The sequence below is a fragment of the Streptomyces sp. NPDC028331 genome (assembly GCF_055565775.1).
On sequence record NZ_JBVHTR010000004.1, the window covers coordinates 113,748 to 132,023 of the forward strand.

14 protein-coding genes are annotated in these 18,276 nt (G+C 70.3%); 1 reads left to right on the plus strand and 13 read right to left on the minus strand.

What is annotated here, in order from left to right; translation table 11 throughout:
• Positions 1 to 617: 617 nt before the first annotated feature.
• Positions 618 to 3,755, plus strand: coding sequence for an isoleucine--tRNA ligase (gene ileS, locus ACZ4SW_RS06565; RefSeq protein WP_468238735.1), 3,138 nt, complete (start codon positions 618 to 620; stop codon positions 3,753 to 3,755).
• Positions 3,756 to 4,058: 303 nt separating this feature from the next.
• On the opposite strand, the gene ACZ4SW_RS06570 is transcribed toward ileS, so the two are convergent.
• From ACZ4SW_RS06570 to ACZ4SW_RS06630, 13 genes are all read right to left on the minus strand, one after another.
• Complete coding sequence (locus ACZ4SW_RS06570; protein WP_468238737.1) at positions 4,059 to 5,180, minus strand: DivIVA domain-containing protein; 1,122 nt, start codon at positions 5,178 to 5,180, stop codon at positions 4,059 to 4,061.
• Positions 5,181 to 5,232: 52 nt separating this feature from the next.
• Positions 5,233 to 5,523 carry a YggT family protein gene (locus tag ACZ4SW_RS06575; RefSeq protein WP_103839876.1) on the minus strand — a complete coding sequence of 97 codons (291 nt, stop codon included), beginning with the start codon at positions 5,521 to 5,523 and terminating at the stop codon, positions 5,233 to 5,235.
• Between the two features lie 52 nt (positions 5,524 to 5,575).
• Positions 5,576 to 6,208: a cell division protein SepF gene (locus tag ACZ4SW_RS06580; RefSeq protein ID WP_468238740.1), complete on the minus strand. Its 633-nt coding sequence runs from the start codon at positions 6,206 to 6,208 to the stop codon at positions 5,576 to 5,578.
• A 129-nt stretch (positions 6,209 to 6,337) separates the two neighbouring features.
• Positions 6,338 to 7,057, minus strand: coding sequence for a YggS family pyridoxal phosphate-dependent enzyme (locus tag ACZ4SW_RS06585; protein ID WP_468238742.1), 720 nt, complete (start codon positions 7,055 to 7,057; stop codon positions 6,338 to 6,340).
• A 6-nt stretch (positions 7,058 to 7,063) separates the two neighbouring features.
• A complete protein-coding gene (gene pgeF, locus ACZ4SW_RS06590) occupies positions 7,064 to 7,792 on the minus strand; it encodes a peptidoglycan editing factor PgeF (protein ID WP_468238745.1) in 729 nt (242 codons plus the stop codon).
• Positions 7,789 to 8,976 carry a cell division protein FtsZ gene (ftsZ, locus tag ACZ4SW_RS06595; RefSeq protein WP_388987552.1) on the minus strand — a complete coding sequence of 396 codons (1,188 nt, stop codon included), beginning with the start codon at positions 8,974 to 8,976 and terminating at the stop codon, positions 7,789 to 7,791. The genes pgeF and ftsZ overlap by 4 nt, the downstream gene beginning before the upstream one ends.
• 279 nt (positions 8,977 to 9,255) lie before the next feature.
• Positions 9,256 to 10,041: a cell division protein FtsQ/DivIB gene (locus ACZ4SW_RS06600; RefSeq protein ID WP_468238748.1), complete on the minus strand. Its 786-nt coding sequence runs from the start codon at positions 10,039 to 10,041 to the stop codon at positions 9,256 to 9,258.
• A gap of 22 nt (positions 10,042 to 10,063) precedes the next feature.
• Entirely contained in the window at positions 10,064 to 11,155 is a 1,092-nt protein-coding gene (gene murG / locus ACZ4SW_RS06605) for an undecaprenyldiphospho-muramoylpentapeptide beta-N-acetylglucosaminyltransferase (protein ID WP_468238750.1), read from the minus strand.
• A 6-nt stretch (positions 11,156 to 11,161) separates the two neighbouring features.
• The gene (ftsW, locus tag ACZ4SW_RS06610) at positions 11,162 to 12,511 is read right to left on the minus strand and encodes a putative lipid II flippase FtsW (RefSeq protein ID WP_468238753.1); all 1,350 of its coding nucleotides are present in this window, start codon (positions 12,509 to 12,511) and stop codon (positions 11,162 to 11,164) included.
• A 118-nt stretch (positions 12,512 to 12,629) separates the two neighbouring features.
• Entirely contained in the window at positions 12,630 to 14,084 is a 1,455-nt protein-coding gene (gene murD / locus ACZ4SW_RS06615) for a UDP-N-acetylmuramoyl-L-alanine--D-glutamate ligase (protein ID WP_468238755.1), read from the minus strand.
• Positions 14,066 to 15,139, minus strand: a complete 1,074-nt coding sequence (gene mraY / locus ACZ4SW_RS06620; RefSeq protein WP_468238758.1) for a phospho-N-acetylmuramoyl-pentapeptide-transferase — start codon at positions 15,137 to 15,139, stop codon at positions 14,066 to 14,068. The genes murD and mraY overlap by 19 nt, the downstream gene beginning before the upstream one ends.
• On the minus strand, positions 15,136 to 16,551 hold the full coding sequence (locus ACZ4SW_RS06625; RefSeq protein WP_468238760.1) for a UDP-N-acetylmuramoyl-tripeptide--D-alanyl-D-alanine ligase: 1,416 nt from the start codon (positions 16,549 to 16,551) through the stop codon (positions 15,136 to 15,138). The genes mraY and ACZ4SW_RS06625 overlap by 4 nt, the downstream gene beginning before the upstream one ends.
• A 4-nt stretch (positions 16,552 to 16,555) precedes the next feature.
• The gene (locus tag ACZ4SW_RS06630; RefSeq protein ID WP_468239415.1) at positions 16,556 to 18,133 is read right to left on the minus strand and encodes a UDP-N-acetylmuramoyl-L-alanyl-D-glutamate--2,6-diaminopimelate ligase; all 1,578 of its coding nucleotides are present in this window, start codon (positions 18,131 to 18,133) and stop codon (positions 16,556 to 16,558) included.
• Positions 18,134 to 18,276 lie beyond the last annotated feature (143 nt).

Consider the following 18,276-nt stretch of genomic DNA (forward strand, 5'->3'; position numbering starts at 1 on the left):
GCGACCATGACCGCGGCCCCTTCACATATTGTGATCTTGCGCGCGAAATCGTGCTGGGACGATAAATCGACTTCTGGCCCGCGGCAACGGGGCACGCCCGCGAATCGCCCGCCACGCGCGTGCCCCGCGGCGAGCCTGCATCCGTTGTGCCCAGCTCTCCGCCCGGTAATCCGCCGGGCCCCCGCTCCTCGAATCCGCACGCCGGCGTCTCGCCATTCGAGTCACCCGGGGGCCCGCCGCACCCCCGGCCGCCGGAGCCGGAAATCCGGTCGGCCGCCGTCCGTGCGGCGCCGTACACTGGGCGGAGCGAAAAGCGTGGATGGGGACGAGTAGCGGCGTACGCAGCCCAGAGCGACCCGGGGACGGTGTGAGCCCGGGGGCGAGCGCGACGTGAAGATCACCCCGGAGCCGCCGGAAGAACGCCCCAGCGACAGCCCAGGGGCCAGTAGAACCGGCTTCGCGCCCCAATGAGGGGGCTCACCGGCGCATACGGCGCACCGGGGAGCCAAGGAGGGTGGTACCGCGGGAGCGCGCCGCACACGGCGTACGGAGGATTCTCGGAATTCCCGGCTCTCGTCCCTCCGACGGAAGGCAGCACGTCCGCCGGAGGAAGATCGATGACGCAGTACCGCCAGGTGCCCGCCCAGGTCGACCTGCCCGCGCTCGAGCACGCGGTGCTCGACTTCTGGCGCGAGCAGAAGATCTTTGCCAAGAGCCTGGAGCAGTCCGAGGGCCGCCCCGAATGGGTGTTCTACGAGGGCCCGCCCACCGCCAACGGCATGCCGGGCGCCCACCACATCGAGGCGCGCGTCTTCAAGGACGTCTTCCCCCGCTTCCGCACCATGCGCGGCTACCACGTGGCCCGCAAGGCCGGCTGGGACTGCCACGGTCTCCCGGTGGAGCTGGAGGTCGAGAAGGAGCTCGGCTTCAGCGGCAAGAAGGACATCGAGGCGTACGGCATCGCCGAGTTCAACGCCAAGTGCCGCGAGTCCGTGACCCGCCACACCGACGCCTTCGCCGAGCTGACGACTCGCATGGGTTACTGGACGGACCTCGACGGTGCCTACCGCACGATGGACCCGGCCTACATCGAATCGGTCTGGTGGTCGCTCAAGCAGATCTTCGACAAGGGGCTCCTGGTCCAGGACCACCGCGTCGCCCCCTGGTGCCCCCGCTGCGGCACCGGCCTGTCGGACCACGAGCTGGCGCAGGGCTACGAGACGGTCGTGGACCCGTCGGTCTATGTCCGTTTCCCGCTCACCTCCGGTCCGCTGGCCGGCGAGGCCGCGCTCCTGGTGTGGACGACGACCCCCTGGACACTGGTCTCCAACACCGCGGTCGCCGCCCACCCCGAGGTCATCTACGTCGTCGCGACGAACGGCGCGGAGAAGCTCGTCGTCGCCGAGCCGCTCGTCGGCAAGGCGCTCGGCGAGGGCTGGGAGACAACGGGCCAGACCTTCACCGGCGCCGAGATGGAGCGCTGGACGTATCAGCGTCCCTTCGAACTGGTGGAGTTCCCCGCCCCGGCCCACTACGTGGTGAACGCCGAGTACGTCACGACCGAGGACGGTACGGGTCTGGTCCACCAGTCCCCCGCCTTCGGTGAGGACGACCTCAAGGTGTGCCGCTCCTACGGCCTGCCCGTGGTCAACCCGGTGCGCCCCGACGGCACCTTCGAGGAGGAGGTGCCGCTGGTCGGCGGTGTCTTCTTCAAGAAGGCGGACGAACGGCTCACCGAGGACCTGCAGCAGCGCGGCCTCCTCTTCAAGCACATCCCCTACGAGCACAGCTACCCGCACTGCTGGCGCTGCCACACCGCGCTCCTCTACTACGCGCAGCCGTCCTGGTACATCCGCACCACGGCGATCAAGGACCGTCTCCTCCAGGAGAACGAGAAGACGAACTGGTTCCCGGAGACGGTCAAGCACGGCCGGTACGGCGACTGGCTGAACAACAACATCGACTGGGCGCTGTCCCGCAACCGGTACTGGGGCACCCCGCTGCCGATCTGGCGCTGCGAGGACGGTCACCTCACCTGCGTCGGCTCCCGCGCGGAGCTGACCGGGCTGACGGGAACCGACCAGTCGGAGCTTGACCCGCACCGCCCGTTCATCGACGAGGTCACCTTCGCCTGTCCTCAGGACGGCTGCGGGAAGACCGCCACGCGCGTGCCCGAGGTCATCGACGCCTGGTACGACTCGGGCTCGATGCCGTTCGCGCAGTGGGGCTACCCGTACAAGAACAAGGAGCTGTTCGAGTCCCGCTACCCGGCGCAGTTCATCTCCGAGGCCATCGACCAGACCCGCGGCTGGTTCTACACGCTGATGGCGGTCGGCACCCTGGTGTTCGACAAGTCGTCGTACGAGAACGTCGTCTGCTTGGGCCACATCCTCGCGGAGGACGGCCGCAAGATGTCCAAGCACCTGGGCAACACCCTGCAGCCCATCCCGCTCATGGACCAGCACGGCGCGGACGCGGTGCGTTGGTTCATGGCGGCCGGCGGCTCCCCGTGGGCGGCGCGCCGCGTGGGCCACGGCACGATCCAGGAGGTGGTGCGCAAGACCCTCCTCACCTACTGGAACACGGTCGCCTTCCAGGCCCTGTACGCCCGTACCTCGAACTGGGCGCCGAGCGAGGCCGACCCGGCCCCGGCCGACCGCCCGGTCCTGGACCGCTGGCTGCTGTCGGAGCTGCACGCGCTCACCGACCAGGTCACCCAGTCCCTGGAGGCGTACGACACCCAGCGCGCCGGCAAGCTGCTCTCCGCGTTCGTCGACGACCTGTCCAACTGGTACGTCCGCCGCTCGCGCCGCCGCTTCTGGCGGGGCGACAAGGCCGCGCTGCGCACCCTGCACGAGGTCCTGGAGACGGTCACGAAGCTGATGGCGCCGATCACCCCGTTCATCACCGAGCGGGTGTGGCAGGACCTCGTGGTGCCGGTGACCCCGGGCGCCCCCGAGTCGGTGCACCTGGCGTCCTGGCCCGAGGCGGACCTGTCGGCGATCGACCCGGAGCTGTCGCGGCAGATGGTGCTGGTGCGCCGGCTCGTGGAGCTGGGCCGTGCCACGCGCGCCGAGTCGGGCGTCAAGACGCGTCAGCCGCTGTCACGTGCCCTGGTCGCGGCGGCCGGCTTCGAGACGCTGGACCCGGAGCTGCACACGCAGATCACGGAGGAGCTGAACGTCTCGGCCCTGGCGTCCCTCTCCGAGGTCGGCGGCTCGCTGGTCGACACCACGGCGAAGGCCAACTTCCGCGCGCTGGGCAAGCGCTTCGGCAAGCGCGTCCAGGACGTGGCCAAGGCCATCGCGAACGCGGACGCGGCGGCGCTGTCCCTGGCGCTGCGCGAGGGCACGGCGTCGGTGGAGGTCGACGGCGAGACCGTCACCCTCGCCCCCGACGAGGTGATCATCACGGAGACCCCGCGCGAGGGCTGGTCGGTGGCGTCCGACTCCGGTGCGACGGTCGCCCTCGATCTGGAGATCACCGAGGAGCTGCGGCAGGCGGGCCTCGCCCGTGACGCGATCCGGCTCATCCAGGAGGCCCGCAAGAACAGCGGCCTGGACGTCGCCGACCGCATCGCGCTGCGCTGGACCGCGACAGACCCGGCGGTCATCGCCGCCCTGAGCGAACACTCCGGTCTGATCGCGGACGAGGTCCTCGCCACGGACTTCGCCCAGGGCGAGGCGGACGAGACCTACGGCGAGCCGTTCACCGACGAAGGCCTGTCCCTGACCTTCCGCCTGCGCAAGGCGTAACGCCGTCCGCCTGCGCAACGCGTAAGGCACCGCCTGCGCAAGGCGCAGCACCCACCCGAGGCCCGGGCCCACCGAAAAAATCTTGGTGGGCCCGGGCCTTCGGCGTTGCGTCCGTACGCACAACCGCTCCCCGGTCCGAACACGGGCGCCAAGCACGTCGCACGAAGTCGCACGAAGCCGCAGCACGAAGCCGCAGCAGGAAGTCGCACGAAAGAGACGCCACACGAAAGGGCGGGGCCCCGGATCTCTCGATCCGGGGCCCCGCCCTGAACGCTGCCGACGCCTACGGCGTCTTCACGACCCTCAGTTGTCGTCCTCGTCGATGAGGAACCCGCGCATCGGCGAGGGCGCCTGGCCCATCGGCGACGGGCCCTGCGGGCGAACCGGCGCCATCGGCTGGGTCATCGCGGGGGACATCTGCTGCTGGCCGCCGTAGGACGGAGCGGACGGAGCCGGGCCGCCGCCCATCGTCTGGTTGCCGCCGTACGACGGGGCGCTCGCACCGGCCGGGGCCATCGACGGCGCCGACGGCGACGGCAGGGAGGCCGTGGCCGGGGTGCGCGGCGGGGCCAGCGAGTCGTCGGCCTGGGTCTCGAGCTGGCGCAGCTGCGACTCCAGGTACGACTTCAGGCGGGTGCGGTACTCGCGCTCGAAGCCGCGCAGGTCCTCGACCTTGCGCTCCAGCGTGGCGCGGGCGGACTCCAGGGAGCCCATCGCGACGCGGTGCTTCTCCTGCGCGTCCCGCTCCAGGGCGTCCGCCTTGGCACGGGCGTCGCGCTCCAGACCCTCGGCGCGGCTGCGGGCCTCGCCGACGATCTTGTTGGCCTCGGCGCGGGCCTCGGCGATCGCCTGGTCGGCGGTCTGCTGGGCCAGCGAGAGGACACGCGCGGCGCTGTCGCCGCCGGGACCCTGGCCGGGCATGCCCGGACCACCCATGGGGCCGCCCATCGGACCGCCCATGGGGCCACCCATCTGCTGCTGCATCGGGGGCTGGCCGCCCATCGGCCCCTGACCCATCGGACCCTGGCCCATCGGGCCGGGTCCCTGGGGACCACCCTGACCGCCGCCGGGGCCGGCCGGCAGTTGCGGGGCACCGCTCGGCAGCTGGGGCGGGCCACCCATGGGGCCGCCCATCTGCTGCTGCGGCGGGCCCGATATCCCGGCGGGGACGGGCGCCCCGGGACCGCGCATGCCCTGCTGGGGGTTCTGGTCCTCCGGGGGTTTGCGCATGTTCTGCTGGTTCTGCGCGGCGGCACGAGTGGCGGCGGCCAGCTTGGCGCGCAGGTCCTCGTTCTCCCGGAGCAGACGGGTCAGTTCGGCTTCGACCTCGTCGAGGAAGGCATCGACCTCGTCCTCGTCATAGCCTTCTCGGAGGCGGACGGTCGTGAACTGCTTGTTCCGAACGTCCTCGGGGGTCAGCGGCATGTCTTCACCTCAACGTAGTCATCGGCAGTCGGCAAGACCGTATCGTCCACATTCACCTCGCGAAGCTGCCCACGATCGAGATCAGGATGTAGACGATGATCATCAGTACGAAGAAGGACAGGTCGAGCGCCACGCCCCCGAGACGCAGCGGCGGGATGAACCGCCGCAGAAGCTTCAGCGGTGGATCGGTGACAGTGTAGGTGGCCTCCAGAACGACCACCATCGCCTTGCCGGGTTGCCATGAGCGGGCGAACTGGAAGACGTAGTCCATGACCAGCCGGAAAATCAGCACGACGAGGAAGCACATCAGCGCGATGTAGACAACCTGTAGGAACACGCCCATGGTCCGCGCTTCCCTCTCCCCTGCTCCCGTGCCGTCTTTCCGGTGGTGCGTCTCAGCTCTGGTTGAAGAACCCGCCCTCTGCGATGCGGGCCTTGTCCTCCGCCGTGACATCGACGTTAGCAGGCGACAACAGGAACACCTTCTGCGTCACCCGCTCGATGCTGCCGTGAAGACCAAACACCAAACCGGCCGCAAAGTCGACAAGTCGCTTCGCATCTGTGTCATCCATCTCAGTCAGATTCATGATCACAGGAGTGCCCTCACGGAAGTGTTCCCCGATGGTACGGGCCTCGTTGTAGGTCCGGGGGTGAAGCGTGGTGATCCGGTACGGCTCTCGTTCGGACACGACCTTGGGCATGATCACCGGTGCGTTCTTCTCCAGACTCTGGCGTTCTTGTGTGATGGATGCCACGGGCGCGATGCGGGCCGGCCGCCCGGATTCCGCGGGTAGCGAAGCGGAGGGGGACACGGGATCGCGTGGCGCCGGCGGCTGCACGACGCGTACCGATTCGTCCCGTTGGGGCTGAAGTGCCTGGTGCGTCGGTTCGTGCCGCCTGCGGTCCCGCTCCGGCTCCGGATCGAGTTCGGGCTCGAAGTCGTCATCGGGGTCGAATCCCCGGCCGTCGTACCCATCGTCCTCCACGAGGCCGAGGTAGACCGCCATCTTGCGCATCGCGCCGGCCATGCTCTGAGTCCTCCGCTCTGTGGTGGATCGGCTGACGACTGCCAAGTGCCCGCGATCCACGAGGTCGTTACGCCCGCCTATCAGCGGTAATGACCATATTTTCTGCTGTGGTCCGACTTCCTGGCGACGTTACCCGAGCCTGGGGCGGACTCCGAGTACCGCCGTCCCGACGCGCACATGTGTCGCCCCGGCAGCCACGGCCTCCTCGAGATCCGCACTCATCCCTGCAGAGACCATGGTGGCAGCCGGATGGGCCCTGCGCAGGTCGGTCGACAAATCCATGAGCCGCTCGAACGCCGCCCGTTGACGCCCCGCGTACTCGCCGGTGAGCGGCGCGACCGTCATCAGGCCGTCCAGCCGCAGCCCGGGCGCGCTCGCGACGAGGTCGCCCAACTCTTCGATTCCTCCGGGCGCCACACCTCCGCGCTCACCTCGGCCGCTCTCCCCCGCATCGAGCGCCACCTGGATGAGACACCCCACCTCGCGCCCGGCTCGTACGGCCTCCTTGGACAGGGCCGTCACCAGCTTGGAACGATCGACGGACTGCACGAGATCCGCGTAACCGACCACGGATCGCACCTTGTTGGTCTGCAACTGACCGACAAAATGCCATGTAAGCGGCAAATCCGAGCATGCCGCCGCCTTGGGAGCCGCGTCCTGGTCGCGGTTCTCGGCGACGTGCCGCACACCGAGTTCCGACAGGATCCGCACATCGGAGGCGGGGTAGGTCTTGGTGACCACGATCAGGGTCACCTCCTCGCGCTTGCGACCCGCCGCCGCGCACGCGGCCGCGATACGGTCCTCCACCTTCGCGAGGTTCGTGGCGATGTGATCCCTACGGTCCGTCATGCCCCATCAGCCCAGCCAGACATAGCCCGCGAGCCGCCCGGTCGTCCGGTCGCGGCGGTACGAGAAGTGATCGTGCGACTCCAGCGTGCACACCGGCGACTGCGCCCGGTCGCGCACCCCGAGCCGGTCGAGCTGCGCGTGCACGCCGGCGGTCACGTCGACCGCGGGAGTGCCCCAGCTCGTCTCGGCGTGCGCCGCCGGTTCGACGGCGGACACCTCGGCACGCATCGCCTCCGGCACCTCGTAGCACCGGCCGCAGACCGCGGGTCCCGTGCGGGCGACGATCCGGGACGGGTCGGCGCCCAGTTCCATCATCGCGCGGACGGTGGCGGGAACGACTCCGGCGACCATGCCGGGCCGGCCGGCGTGGGCGGCGGCCGCGATCCCGGCGACGGGGTCGGCGAGCAGGACGGGGGTGCAGTCGGCGGTGAGCACCGCGAGGGCGAGTCCACGCCGGGCGGTGACGACCGCGTCCACCTCGGGCACCGGATTTTCACCCCAGGGGGCGTCCACGACGGCGACGTCGGTACCGTGCACCTGGTTCATCCACACCACCCGGGAGGGGTCCAGGCCGAGCGACTTCGCGGCCAGTTCCCGGTTGGTGCGGACGGCGCCGGGGTCGTCGCCGACCGCGCCGCCGAGGTTGAGCTCCTCGTACGGAGCGGCGCTCACCCCGCCCCACCGGTCGGTGAAGGCGAAGTGCGCGCCGCTCACGGTGTCGCGCTGTCCTATCACTTGAGGAAGTCCGGCACGTCCAGCTCCTCGGCAGCGCTGTCCGAGTAGGTCCGCGACGGCGGGACCGACGGCGGCGGCACCGGGAGGTCGGCCACCGGCTCCGGGGCCGGCTCGGGAGCCTCCTTCGGCGTGACGCTGCCGAGGGAGCCGAAGGACGGGCGGCTCTCGGCGGGGCGGACGGGCTCATCGCGCTTGAGCGAGGACGAGCCGAGGACGTTCTCCCGCTTGGCCGGGGGCTGACCGCCGTCGAAGCCGGCGGCGATCACGGTGACCCGGACCTCGTCGCCGAGGGCGTCGTCGATCACCGCGCCGAAGATGATGTTGGCCTCGGGGTGTGCGGCCTCGCTCACCAGCTGGGCGGCCTCGTTGATCTCGAACAGGCCGAGGTCGGAGCCGCCGGAGATGGACAGCAGCACGCCGCGGGCGCCGTCGATGGACGCCTCGAGGAGCGGCGAGGAGATCGCCATCTCGGCCGCGGCCACCGCGCGGTCGTCGCCGCGGGCCGAGCCGATGCCCATGAGGGCGGAACCGGCCTCGGACATCACGGACTTGACGTCGGCGAAGTCGAGGTTGATCAGGCCGGGCGTGGTGATGAGGTCGGTGATGCCCTGGACACCGGAGAGCAGGACCTGGTCGGCCGACTTGAAGGCGTCGAGGACGGAGACCTGGCGGTCCGAGATGGACAGCAGCCGGTCGTTCGGGATGACGATGAGGGTGTCGACCTCTTCGCGCAGGGCGGCGATGCCGTCCTCCGCCTGGTTCGCGCGGCGCCGTCCCTCGAAAGTGAACGGGCGCGTGACCACGCCGATGGTGAGCGCGCCGAGCGAGCGCGCGATGTTGGCCACGACGGGCGCCCCGCCGGTGCCGGTGCCGCCGCCTTCACCGGCCGTCACGAAGACCATGTCGGCCCCCTTGAGGACCTCCTCGATCTCCTCGCGGTGGTCCTCGGCGGCCTTGCGGCCGACCTCCGGGTTCGCCCCGGCGCCGAGTCCGCGCGTGAGTTCCCGGCCGACGTCCAGCTTGACGTCGGCGTCGCTCATCAACAGAGCTTGCGCGTCGGTGTTGATGGCGATGAACTCGACGCCCTTGAGACCGACCTCGATCATCCGGTTGATGGCATTGACACCACCGCCGCCGACACCGATGACCTTGATGACTGCGAGGTAGTTCTGCGGTGCTGCCACGTCGAAGGCCTCTCGCCTCGAATTACGTTGCCGTCGTCCCGCGGGTGACCCGCGGCCCGACGGCGGATGCCGAATGGGACGGTCCGAACGCCGACCCGAACCCTAACCCTGAAGTTTAGGGTTACCAGTGTGTCTGTTCCCTGGACTCTTCCGAACAGGACACTAAGTCGACAAGTGGCGCCCGTTCAACGAACACGCCGAACCTCCCGCTTTTCTTTTCACCCTATGTGATCAGCCGTAGCAGTGCCCAACCAGGGTGCTGGCCTGCGCGGATGTGCGTCAACTCCCCGATGACGCCGGGGCGGTGGGGACGCTGACATCGAAGTGCCGGGCACCTGACGCGGCTTTCATCAGCGCGGTCAGTGCGACGGCCTTCGCCCGCCCTCTCTCGCTGCTGCCCCACATCACCGTCCGCCCGCCGCTCAGCTCCAGGGAGATGGCGTCGAAGGAACGGACGCGGACAGTCCGGATATCCCGCTTGACGGCGGCCGGCACGTCCTGGGCCACGAGGGCCGCCTCGCGGACCATCCGGTCGGTGCCGAATCGGCGCCAGCCGGCCGACTTGGACACCGTCAATTCCAGAGCGGGGATGCCGTTCGGCGCCTGCGAAACCGTGGCGAACCGTACTCCCCCCTTGTCCACTTCGATGAACTTTCCGCCGTTTTTGACGACCAGAACCGGAGTACGTTCGGTCACTTTCAGCCCGATTCCATGAGGCCAGGAGCGGACGACGTCAATCGCGTCAATTCGGGGCAGTTTCCGGCGCACCCGCGCCTCGATCGCCTCGGTGTCGACGGAAATCAGCGGCGATCCGATCCGCACTCCGGCCGCCTCACGCACCTGTGCCGCCGTCAGCACCCGGGTTCCCGTGACGGAGACACGCTCCACCCGCAGCCAGGACGAGCCGTACAGCAGCCAGAGAGAGCCGCCGCCCGCCAACACCACCGCAACGGAAAGGATGATGAGCATACGAAGGGTGAGCAGTCGCCCCAGTCGGGGCGGCCGGGGCGGGCCGGGCCGAACCTGCTTGCGCTCACCGCGCTCGACGGTCGTCGGTCCGGCCATGGCCCCTGCCTTCCCTCACGTGTTACTGGTGGCGCGAGGCGATCGCCTCGTACACCATGCCGACCAGCAGCTCGTCGGCGTCCCGGCGGCCGAACTCACCGGCGGCACGGGACATCTCGTACAGCCGGTGCGGGTCGGCGAGCACCGGAAGGACGTTCTGCTGGACCCACTCGGGCGTCAGTTCCGCGTCGTCGACCAGCAGTCCGCCGCCCGCCTTGACCACCGGCTGGGCGTTCAGCCGCTGTTCGCCGTTGCCGATGGGCAGCGGAACGTACGCGGCCGGCAGCCCGACGGCGGAGAGTTCGGCGACGGTCATCGCGCCCGCGCGGCAGAGCATCATGTCCGCCGCGGCGTACGCGAGGTCCATCCGGTCCAGGTACGGTACCGGGATGTACGGGGGCATCCCCGGCATGTGGTGCACCTGCGGCAGTTCGTTCTTGGGACCGACCGCGTGCAGGATCTGGATGCCGGCCTGCTGGAGGTACGGGGCGACCTGCTGGACCACCTCGTTGAGCCGCCGGGCGCCCTGCGAGCCGCCGGAGACCAGCAGCGTCGGCAGGTTCGGGTCGAGACCGAACGCGGCGCGGGCCTCGGGCCGTACGGCGGCGCGGTCCAGGGTGGCGATGGAGCGGCGCAGCGGGATGCCGATGTAGCGGGCGCCCCGGAGCTTGCTGTCGGGGGTGGAGACGGCCACCTGGGCGGCGTACCGCGAGCCGATCTTGTTGGCGAGGCCGGGGCGTGCGTTGGCCTCGTGGATGACGATCGGCACGCCGAGGCGCTTGGCGGCCAGGTAGCCGGGCAGCGCGACATAGCCGCCGAAGCCGACGACGACGTCCGCCTTGGTGCGCTCGATGATCTGCTCGGCCGCCTTGATCGTGCCCCGCAGCCGCCCGGGGACCGTGATCAGTTCGGGGGTCGGCTTGCGCGGCAGGGGGACGGCGGGGATCAGCGCGAGTTCATAGCCGCGCTCGGGGACGAGCCTGGTCTCCAGCCCCCGCTCCGTGCCCAGGGCCGTGATCCCCACGGTCGGGTCCTGCCTGCGCAGGGCGTCCGCGAGGGCGAGCGCGGGCTCGATGTGGCCGGCGGTCCCCCCACCGGCGAGTACGACATGCACCGAAATTCACCGCTCTCCGGACGAACGCGCCGCCGAGGCACGCCGTCGCATCGTGTTCCATCTCCGAGGCCCCCGGTCAGACACAGAGCCTCCCGCCCGCTTTCTACCAAAGCGGGGTTGCCGCATCGCAAGCGCCGCCCGCGCAGCGGGCTCGTCGCGCGCGAAGGCGATCAGCAACCCGATGGCGAACATGGTCGGCAGCAGGGCGGATCCTCCGTAGGAGAACAGCGGGAGCGGGACGCCGGCGATCGGCAGCAGGCCGAGCACCGCACCCATGTTGATCACGGCCTGGGCCATGATCCAGGTGGTCACGCCTCCCGCGGCGTACCTCACGAAGGGATCCTCCGTGCGTCCGGCCACGCGGATACCCGCATAGCCTAGAGCCGCGAAGAGGGCCAGTACCGACAGCGTGCCCGCGAGGCCCAGTTCCTCACCGGTGACGGCGAAGATGAAGTCCGTGTGCGCCTCGGGGAGTTGTCCCCATTTCTCCACACTGGCCCCGAGCCCCGATCCGAAGATTCCGCCGGAGGCGAGGGCGTACAGGCCGTGCACGCCCTGCCAGCAGATGTCGTTCGGACCGGGGTCGGTCGCGCCGATGCAGGCCAGCCGGTTCAGGCGGTGCGGGCTGCTCTCGATGGCGAGGGCGCCGAGCACCACGGCGACGCTCAGCACGCCGGCGAACAGGCGCGTGGGCGCCCCGGCCAGCCACAGCAGCCCGAACAGGATCGCGGTCAGGATGATCGTCGTACCCATGTCGCCGCCCAGCATGATCAGCCCGAGCAGCAGGAACGCCATGGGGACGAGCGGCACCAGCATGTGCTTCCACTGAGTGAGCAGCCGCTTGTCCTGCTTGCGCGCGATCAGGTCGGCGCCCCACAGCACGAGTGCCAGCTTGCCGAACTCGCTGGGCTGGATCTGGAAGGAGCCGCCCAGCGAGATCCAGTTCTGGTTGCCGTTGACCGCCATGCCGATGCCCGGGACCTGCACCAGGACGAGCAGGAAGAGGGCGCCGGCCAGGATCGGGTACGCCAGCGCCCGGTGCAGTTTCACGGGCATCCGCGAGGCGATCAGCATCAGCAGGGCCCCGATCGCGGCGGCGAGGAACTGCTTGCGGAAGAAGTACGACCCGGGCAGCGACATCTGCAGGGCGGTGATCTGAGAGGCCGAGTAGACCATGACGAGCCCCAGCACCGTGATCAGCAGGCTGCTGCCGAGGATCAGGTAGTAGGCGGTGAGCGGCCGGTCCCAGGCCCGCCGGGCCCGCGTGACGAGCCGGGTCAGGGCGTTGTCGTGCGGGGGCGGGGCGGTGGGGGGACGTCCGGGCGCCCGCTGCGTGGTACGGCTACTCGACGCCATCGGTCACCTCATCGCTGCCGTACCACCGGCGAACGGCCGCCGACGAGATACCAGCCATGTCCCACTCACGCGTCCCTCCATGGATCTCCGGGCCACCGGCGGTGGCCGAGACCCGCCGTCAGGCGCCCGCGCCCGCACCGAGTTCGCGAACGGCCTCCGCGAACGCGTCCCCGCGCTTGTTGTAGTTGGCGAACATGTCCATGGAGGCACAAGCCGGAGCCAACAGGACCGTGTCGCCCGCATGCGCCAGCTTCCGCGCCTCGGCCACGGCCGCCCGCATCGCCCCAGTGTCGGTCCGTTCGAGGTCCACCACGGGTACTTCCGGCGCGTGTCGCGCGAGGGCTTCCCGGATCAGGGCCCGGTCCGCCCCGATGAGCACCACGCCCCGAAGCCGCTTGGCCGCCCTGGCGACCAGCTCGTCGAAGACCGCACCCTTGGCGAGCCCGCCCGCGATCCACACGATCGACTCGTACGCCGCCAACGAGGCTTCGGCGGCATGGGTGTTGGTGGCCTTGGAGTCGTCGATGTACGCGACCCCGTCCACGTCCGCGACGTGCGCGATGCGGTGGGCGTCCGGTGTGAAGGCGCGCAGCCCGTCCCGTACGGCCCGCGCGGGCACCCCGAAGGCGCGCGCGAGAGCCGCCGCCGCAAGGGCGTTGGCGACGTTGTGCGGCACCGGCGGGTTGACGTCCGAGACCTCCGCCAGCTCCTGCGCGTTCTGCTGCCGGTTCTCGACGAACGCGCGGTCCACCAGGATCCCGTCCACGACGCCGAGTTGGGACGGCCCGGGCGTGCCCAGGGTGAAGCCGATGGCCCGACAGCCCTCCTCGACGTCCGCCTCGCGCACCAGGTCCTCGGTGGCCTTGTCGGCGACGTTGTAGACGCAGGCGACCCGATTGCCCTCGTAGATACGGCCCTTGTCGGCGGCGTAGGCCTCCATCGAGCCGTGCCAGTCGAGGTGATCCGGCGCCAGGTTGAGCACGGCGGCGGAGTGGGCGCGCAGCGACGGCGCCCAGTGGAGCTGGTAGCTCGACAACTCCACCGCCAGTACGTCGTACTTCTCCTCGCCGAGGACGACGTCGAGGAGCGAGACCCCGATGTTGCCGACGGCGGCCGTGCGCAGGCCCGCCGCCTTCAGGATGGAGGCGAGCATCTGCACGGTCGTGGTCTTGCCGTTGGTGCCGGTGACCGCGAGCCAGGGGGCGGCGTCGGGGCCGCGCAGTCGCCAGGCCAGTTCGACGTCGCCCCACACCGGCACGCCCGCTTCCGCGGCGGCGGCGAACAGCGGCTTGTCCGGCTTCCAGCCGGGCGTGGTGACGATCAGCTCGGTGCCCTCGGGCAGGGCGCCCGCGGCGGAGCCGCTGCGGGATGCAGTGTCCCCGAGGCGCACGGTGATCCCGAGCGCCTCCAGCTCCGCGGCCTGTGCGCGGGCCCGCTCGTCGTCGCCGTCGTTGACGACGGTCACGACCGCGCCGAGCCCGTGCAGCACCTTGGCCGCCGGGATGCCCGAGACGCCGAGTCCCGCGACGGTGACGTGCTTGCCCTGCCAGTCGATCACTTTTCCGCTGCCCATCCCGCGTAGAAGAGGCCGAGTCCCACGATGACGCAAATGCCCTGAATGATCCAGAAGCGGACCACGACGAGAACCTCGGACCAGCCCTTGAGCTCGAAGTGGTGCTGGAGCGGAGCCATCCGGAAGACGCGCTTCCCGGTGAGGCGGAAGGAGCCGACCTGGATGACGACCGACATGGTGATCAGGACGAACAGGCCGCCGAGCAGCGCGAGCAGCAGCTCGGTGCGGGAGCAGATCGCGAGGCCGGCCAGCGCGCCGCCCAGGGCCAGCGAACCGGTGTCCCCCATGAAGATCTTCGCCGGCGAGGTGTTCCACCACAGGAAGCCGAGGCAGGCGCCCATCAGCGCGGAGGCGACGACCGCCAGGTCGAGCGGGTCCCGTACCTCGTAGCAGGCGGCCGGGTTGGTCAGGGTCTGCGCGTTGGCGCACGACTCCTGCCACTGCCACACGCCGATGAAGGTGTACGCGCCGAAGACCAGCACGGAGGCGCCGGTGGCGAGGCCGTCGAGACCGTCGGTGAGGTTCACGCCGTTCGACATGGCGAGGATCATGAACAGCGCCCAGATCACGAACAGCACCGGGCCGATGGTCCAGCCGAAGTCCTGCACGAAGGAGAGCTTGGTGGAGGCCGGGGTGTTGCCGCGGCTGTCGGCGAACTGCAGGGCCAGCACGGCGAAGGCGACGCCGACGATGAGCTGGCCGGCCATCTTCGCCTTGGCCCGCAGACCGAGCGAACGCCGCTTGACGATCTTGATGTAGTCGTCGAGGAAGCCGACCAGGCCCATGCCGCCCATCAGGCCGAGCACCAGCAGTCCGGAGAAGGTCGGGGGCGCGCCCGTGATCACCTTGGACAGGAAGTAGGCGGCGATCGTCGCCAGGATGAACGCGATGCCGCCCATGGTCGGCGTACCGCGCTTGCTGGCGTGCTCGCGCGGGCCGTCGTCCCGGATGTACTGGCCGTAGCCCTTGCGGGCGAGGAGCTTGATCAGCAGCGGGGTGCCGATCAGGGTCAGGAACAGGCCGATGACTCCCGAGAACAGGATCTGCTTCATCATCGGGCATCGACCCCACCCTCGGCACCGGTCTCGAGCAGCGCCTGCGCCACGCTCTCGAGTCCGACCGACCGGGACGCCTTCACGAGTACGACGTCTCCCGGGCGCAACTCGCTGCGCAACAGGTCGATCGCCGCCTGTGCGTCGGACACGTGCACCGACTCCTCACCCCACGAACCCTCGTTATATGCGCCCAGTTGCAGCCAGGACGCTTCCCTGTCCCCGACCGCGACGAGCTTGCTGACGTTGAGCCGGACGGCGAGCCGTCCGACCGCGTCGTGCTCGGCGAGCGCCTCGTCCCCGAGCTCGGCCATCTTGCCGAGCACCGCCCACGTCCGGCGTCCCCGGCCCATGGCCACGAGCGCGCGCAGTGCCGCCCTCATCGACTCGGGGTTCGCGTTGTAGGCGTCGTTGACGATGGTCACGCCGTCAGGGCGCTCGGTGACCTCCATCCGCCAGCGGGAGAGGGAGCCCGCCTCGGAGAGCGCGACGGCGATCTCGTCTGCGGACATGCCCAGCTCATGGGCGACGGCGGCCGCGGCGAGCGCGTTCGACACGTGATGCTCACCGTACAGGCGCATGGTCACATCGGATGCACCGGAGGGTGTGTGGAGCCTGAAGGCGGGCTGTCCGCTGTCCGTGAGTCGCACGTTCTCGGCGCGTACGTCCGCTTCGTCGGACTCTCCGAAAAGGATCACCTTCGCCTTCGTACGGGAGGTCATGGCCTTCACGTACGGGTCGTCGGCGTTGAGGACCGCGATGCCGCCGGCGTCCGAGGAGGGCAGGCTCTCGACGAGTTCGCCCTTCGCCTGCGCGATCTGCTCGCGGCCGCCGAACTCGCCGATGTGGGCGGAGCCGACGTTGAGCACGACACCGACCCTCGGCGGGGTCAGTTCGGTGAGGTAGCGGATGTGGCCGATGCCGCGGGCGCCCATCTCCAGGACGAGGAACCTGGTCTCCTCGGTGGCGCTGAGGGCGGTCAGCGGCAGCCCGATCTCGTTGTTGAGCGAGCCGGGCGTGAACACGGTCGGCGCCTTGCGCTGCAGCACCTGGGCGATGAGGTCCTTGGTGCTGGTCTTGCCCGCGGAGCCGGTGAGGGCCACGAGGGTCGCCCCCAGCCGTGAGACGACGTGCCGTGCGAGGGCGCCGAGCGCTGCCTGGACGTCGTCCACCACGATCGCGGGCACGCCGACGGGGCGCGACGCCAGGACGGCCGCGGCACCCGCCTCGACGGCGGCGGGTGCGAAGTCGTGGCCGTCCACCCGTTCGCCGACGAAGGCGACGAAGAGGCATCCGGGCCCCACCTCGCGGGAGTCCCGGACGACCGGCCCGGTGACCTGGGCGGACGGATCCGGTATGTCATGCGTCTGCCCGCCGACGACTTCTGCGATCTCGGCGAGGGAGAGGGCGATCACAAGTTCATCCCTGGGTCTTCTGGATAGCTTCGCGAAGCACCTGGCGGTCGTCGAAGGGACGGACCACCCCGGCGATGTCCTGGCCCTGTTCGTGGCCCTTGCCCGCGACGAGCACGGTGTCCCCGGGCCGCGCGCGGGCCACTGCGGCTTCGATGGCGGCGGCCCGGTCCTCGAAGACCTGGACCTCTCCGCGTTCGTGCGCGGGCACGGACGCGGCGCCCTGGAGCATGGTGGCGAGGATCGCGAGGGGGTCCTCGGAGCGCGGGTTGTCGGAGGTCAGCACGGCGGTGTCGGCGAGCCGGGCCGCGGCGGCGCCCATCGGGGCGCGCTTGGTGGTGTCACGGTCGCCGCCGCATCCGATGACGACGTGCAGCCTGCCCTCGGTGACCTTGCGCAGGGCGCGCAGCACCGATTCGACGGCGTCGGTCTTGTGGGCGTAGTCGACGACCGCGAGGTAGGGCTGCCCGGCGTCCACGCGCTCCAGGCGCCCCGGGACGCCCGGTACGGCCGCGACGCCGTCGGCGGCGGTCTGCGGGTCCAGCCCGGCCTCGGCGAGGGCGACGATCGCGGCCAGGGTGTTCGCCACGTTGAACGGGCCCGGCAGCGGCGACCTGGCGGCGATGCGCTGCTCCTTGGGGCCGATCACGGTGAACGTGGAGTCCAGCGGGCCGATGCGGACGTCCTCGGCACGCCAGTCGGCGTCGGGGTGGCCCTCCGCGGAGTACGTGACCACCGGGACGCCGGCCTCCTTGGCGAGCCTGCGGCCGTACTCGTCGTCGACGTTGACCACGCCGAGCCTGCTGCGCCTCTCCGTGAACAGCTGCGCCTTCGCCCGGAAGTAGTCCTCCATGTCGGAGTGGAACTCCATGTGTTCCGGGCTGAGGTTGGTGAAGACGGCGACGTCGAAGACGCAGCCGTCGACCCGGCCGAGGACCAGCGCGTGGCTGGAGACCTCCATGGCGACCGCCTCGACCCCGCGCTCGCGCATGACCGCGAACAGGGCCTGCAGGTCGGTGGCCTCGGGGGTGGTGCGCTCGGACTTGATGCGGGTCTCGCCGATGCGCATCTCGACCGTGCCGATGAGCCCGACCCGTCGCTCACCACCGCCCTCAACCGACGACGCTTCGCGCCGGCCCCCCTCGTTCGTGGAGCGGACCGTCTTCAGGCCTCCCTCGACGAGGTAGGCCGTGGTGGTCTTGCCGGAGGTGCCGGTGATGCCGATCTGGAGCAGGTCACGGCCGGGGTGGCCGTAGATCGTGGCCGCCAGCTCGCCCATCCGTCCGCGCGGGTCGGGGGCGACCAGGACCGGCAGGCCCGTCGCCGCGGCGCGCTCGGCCCCCGTCGGGTCGGTCAGCACGGCGACCGCGCCGAGTCCGGCGGCCTGGGTGACGAAGTCGGCACCGTGCGCTCGCGCGCCGGGCAGGGCCGCGTACAGGTCGCCGGGACGGACGGCGCGCGAGTCGTGGGTGATGCCCGTGACCTCGACGGCGCTCTCCGGCGCGGTGACACCCAGCTGGCCGGCGAGCTCCGCGAGGGGTGTGGCGGAGACGTGAACCGGCCTGGGCGGTCCCGGGTACGTCACGGAAGCGCCCTTCTGAATGGTGGGGGACTGATCAGCGTGTGGCACGGCGGTGAGCGTACCCGGCGCAGCCCCCGGGGAGCGAAGCGAGGGCGAGGGCGGGGTGTGGTTCCCGGGGTCGGGAGTGATCGTTGTCACGAGCGGTT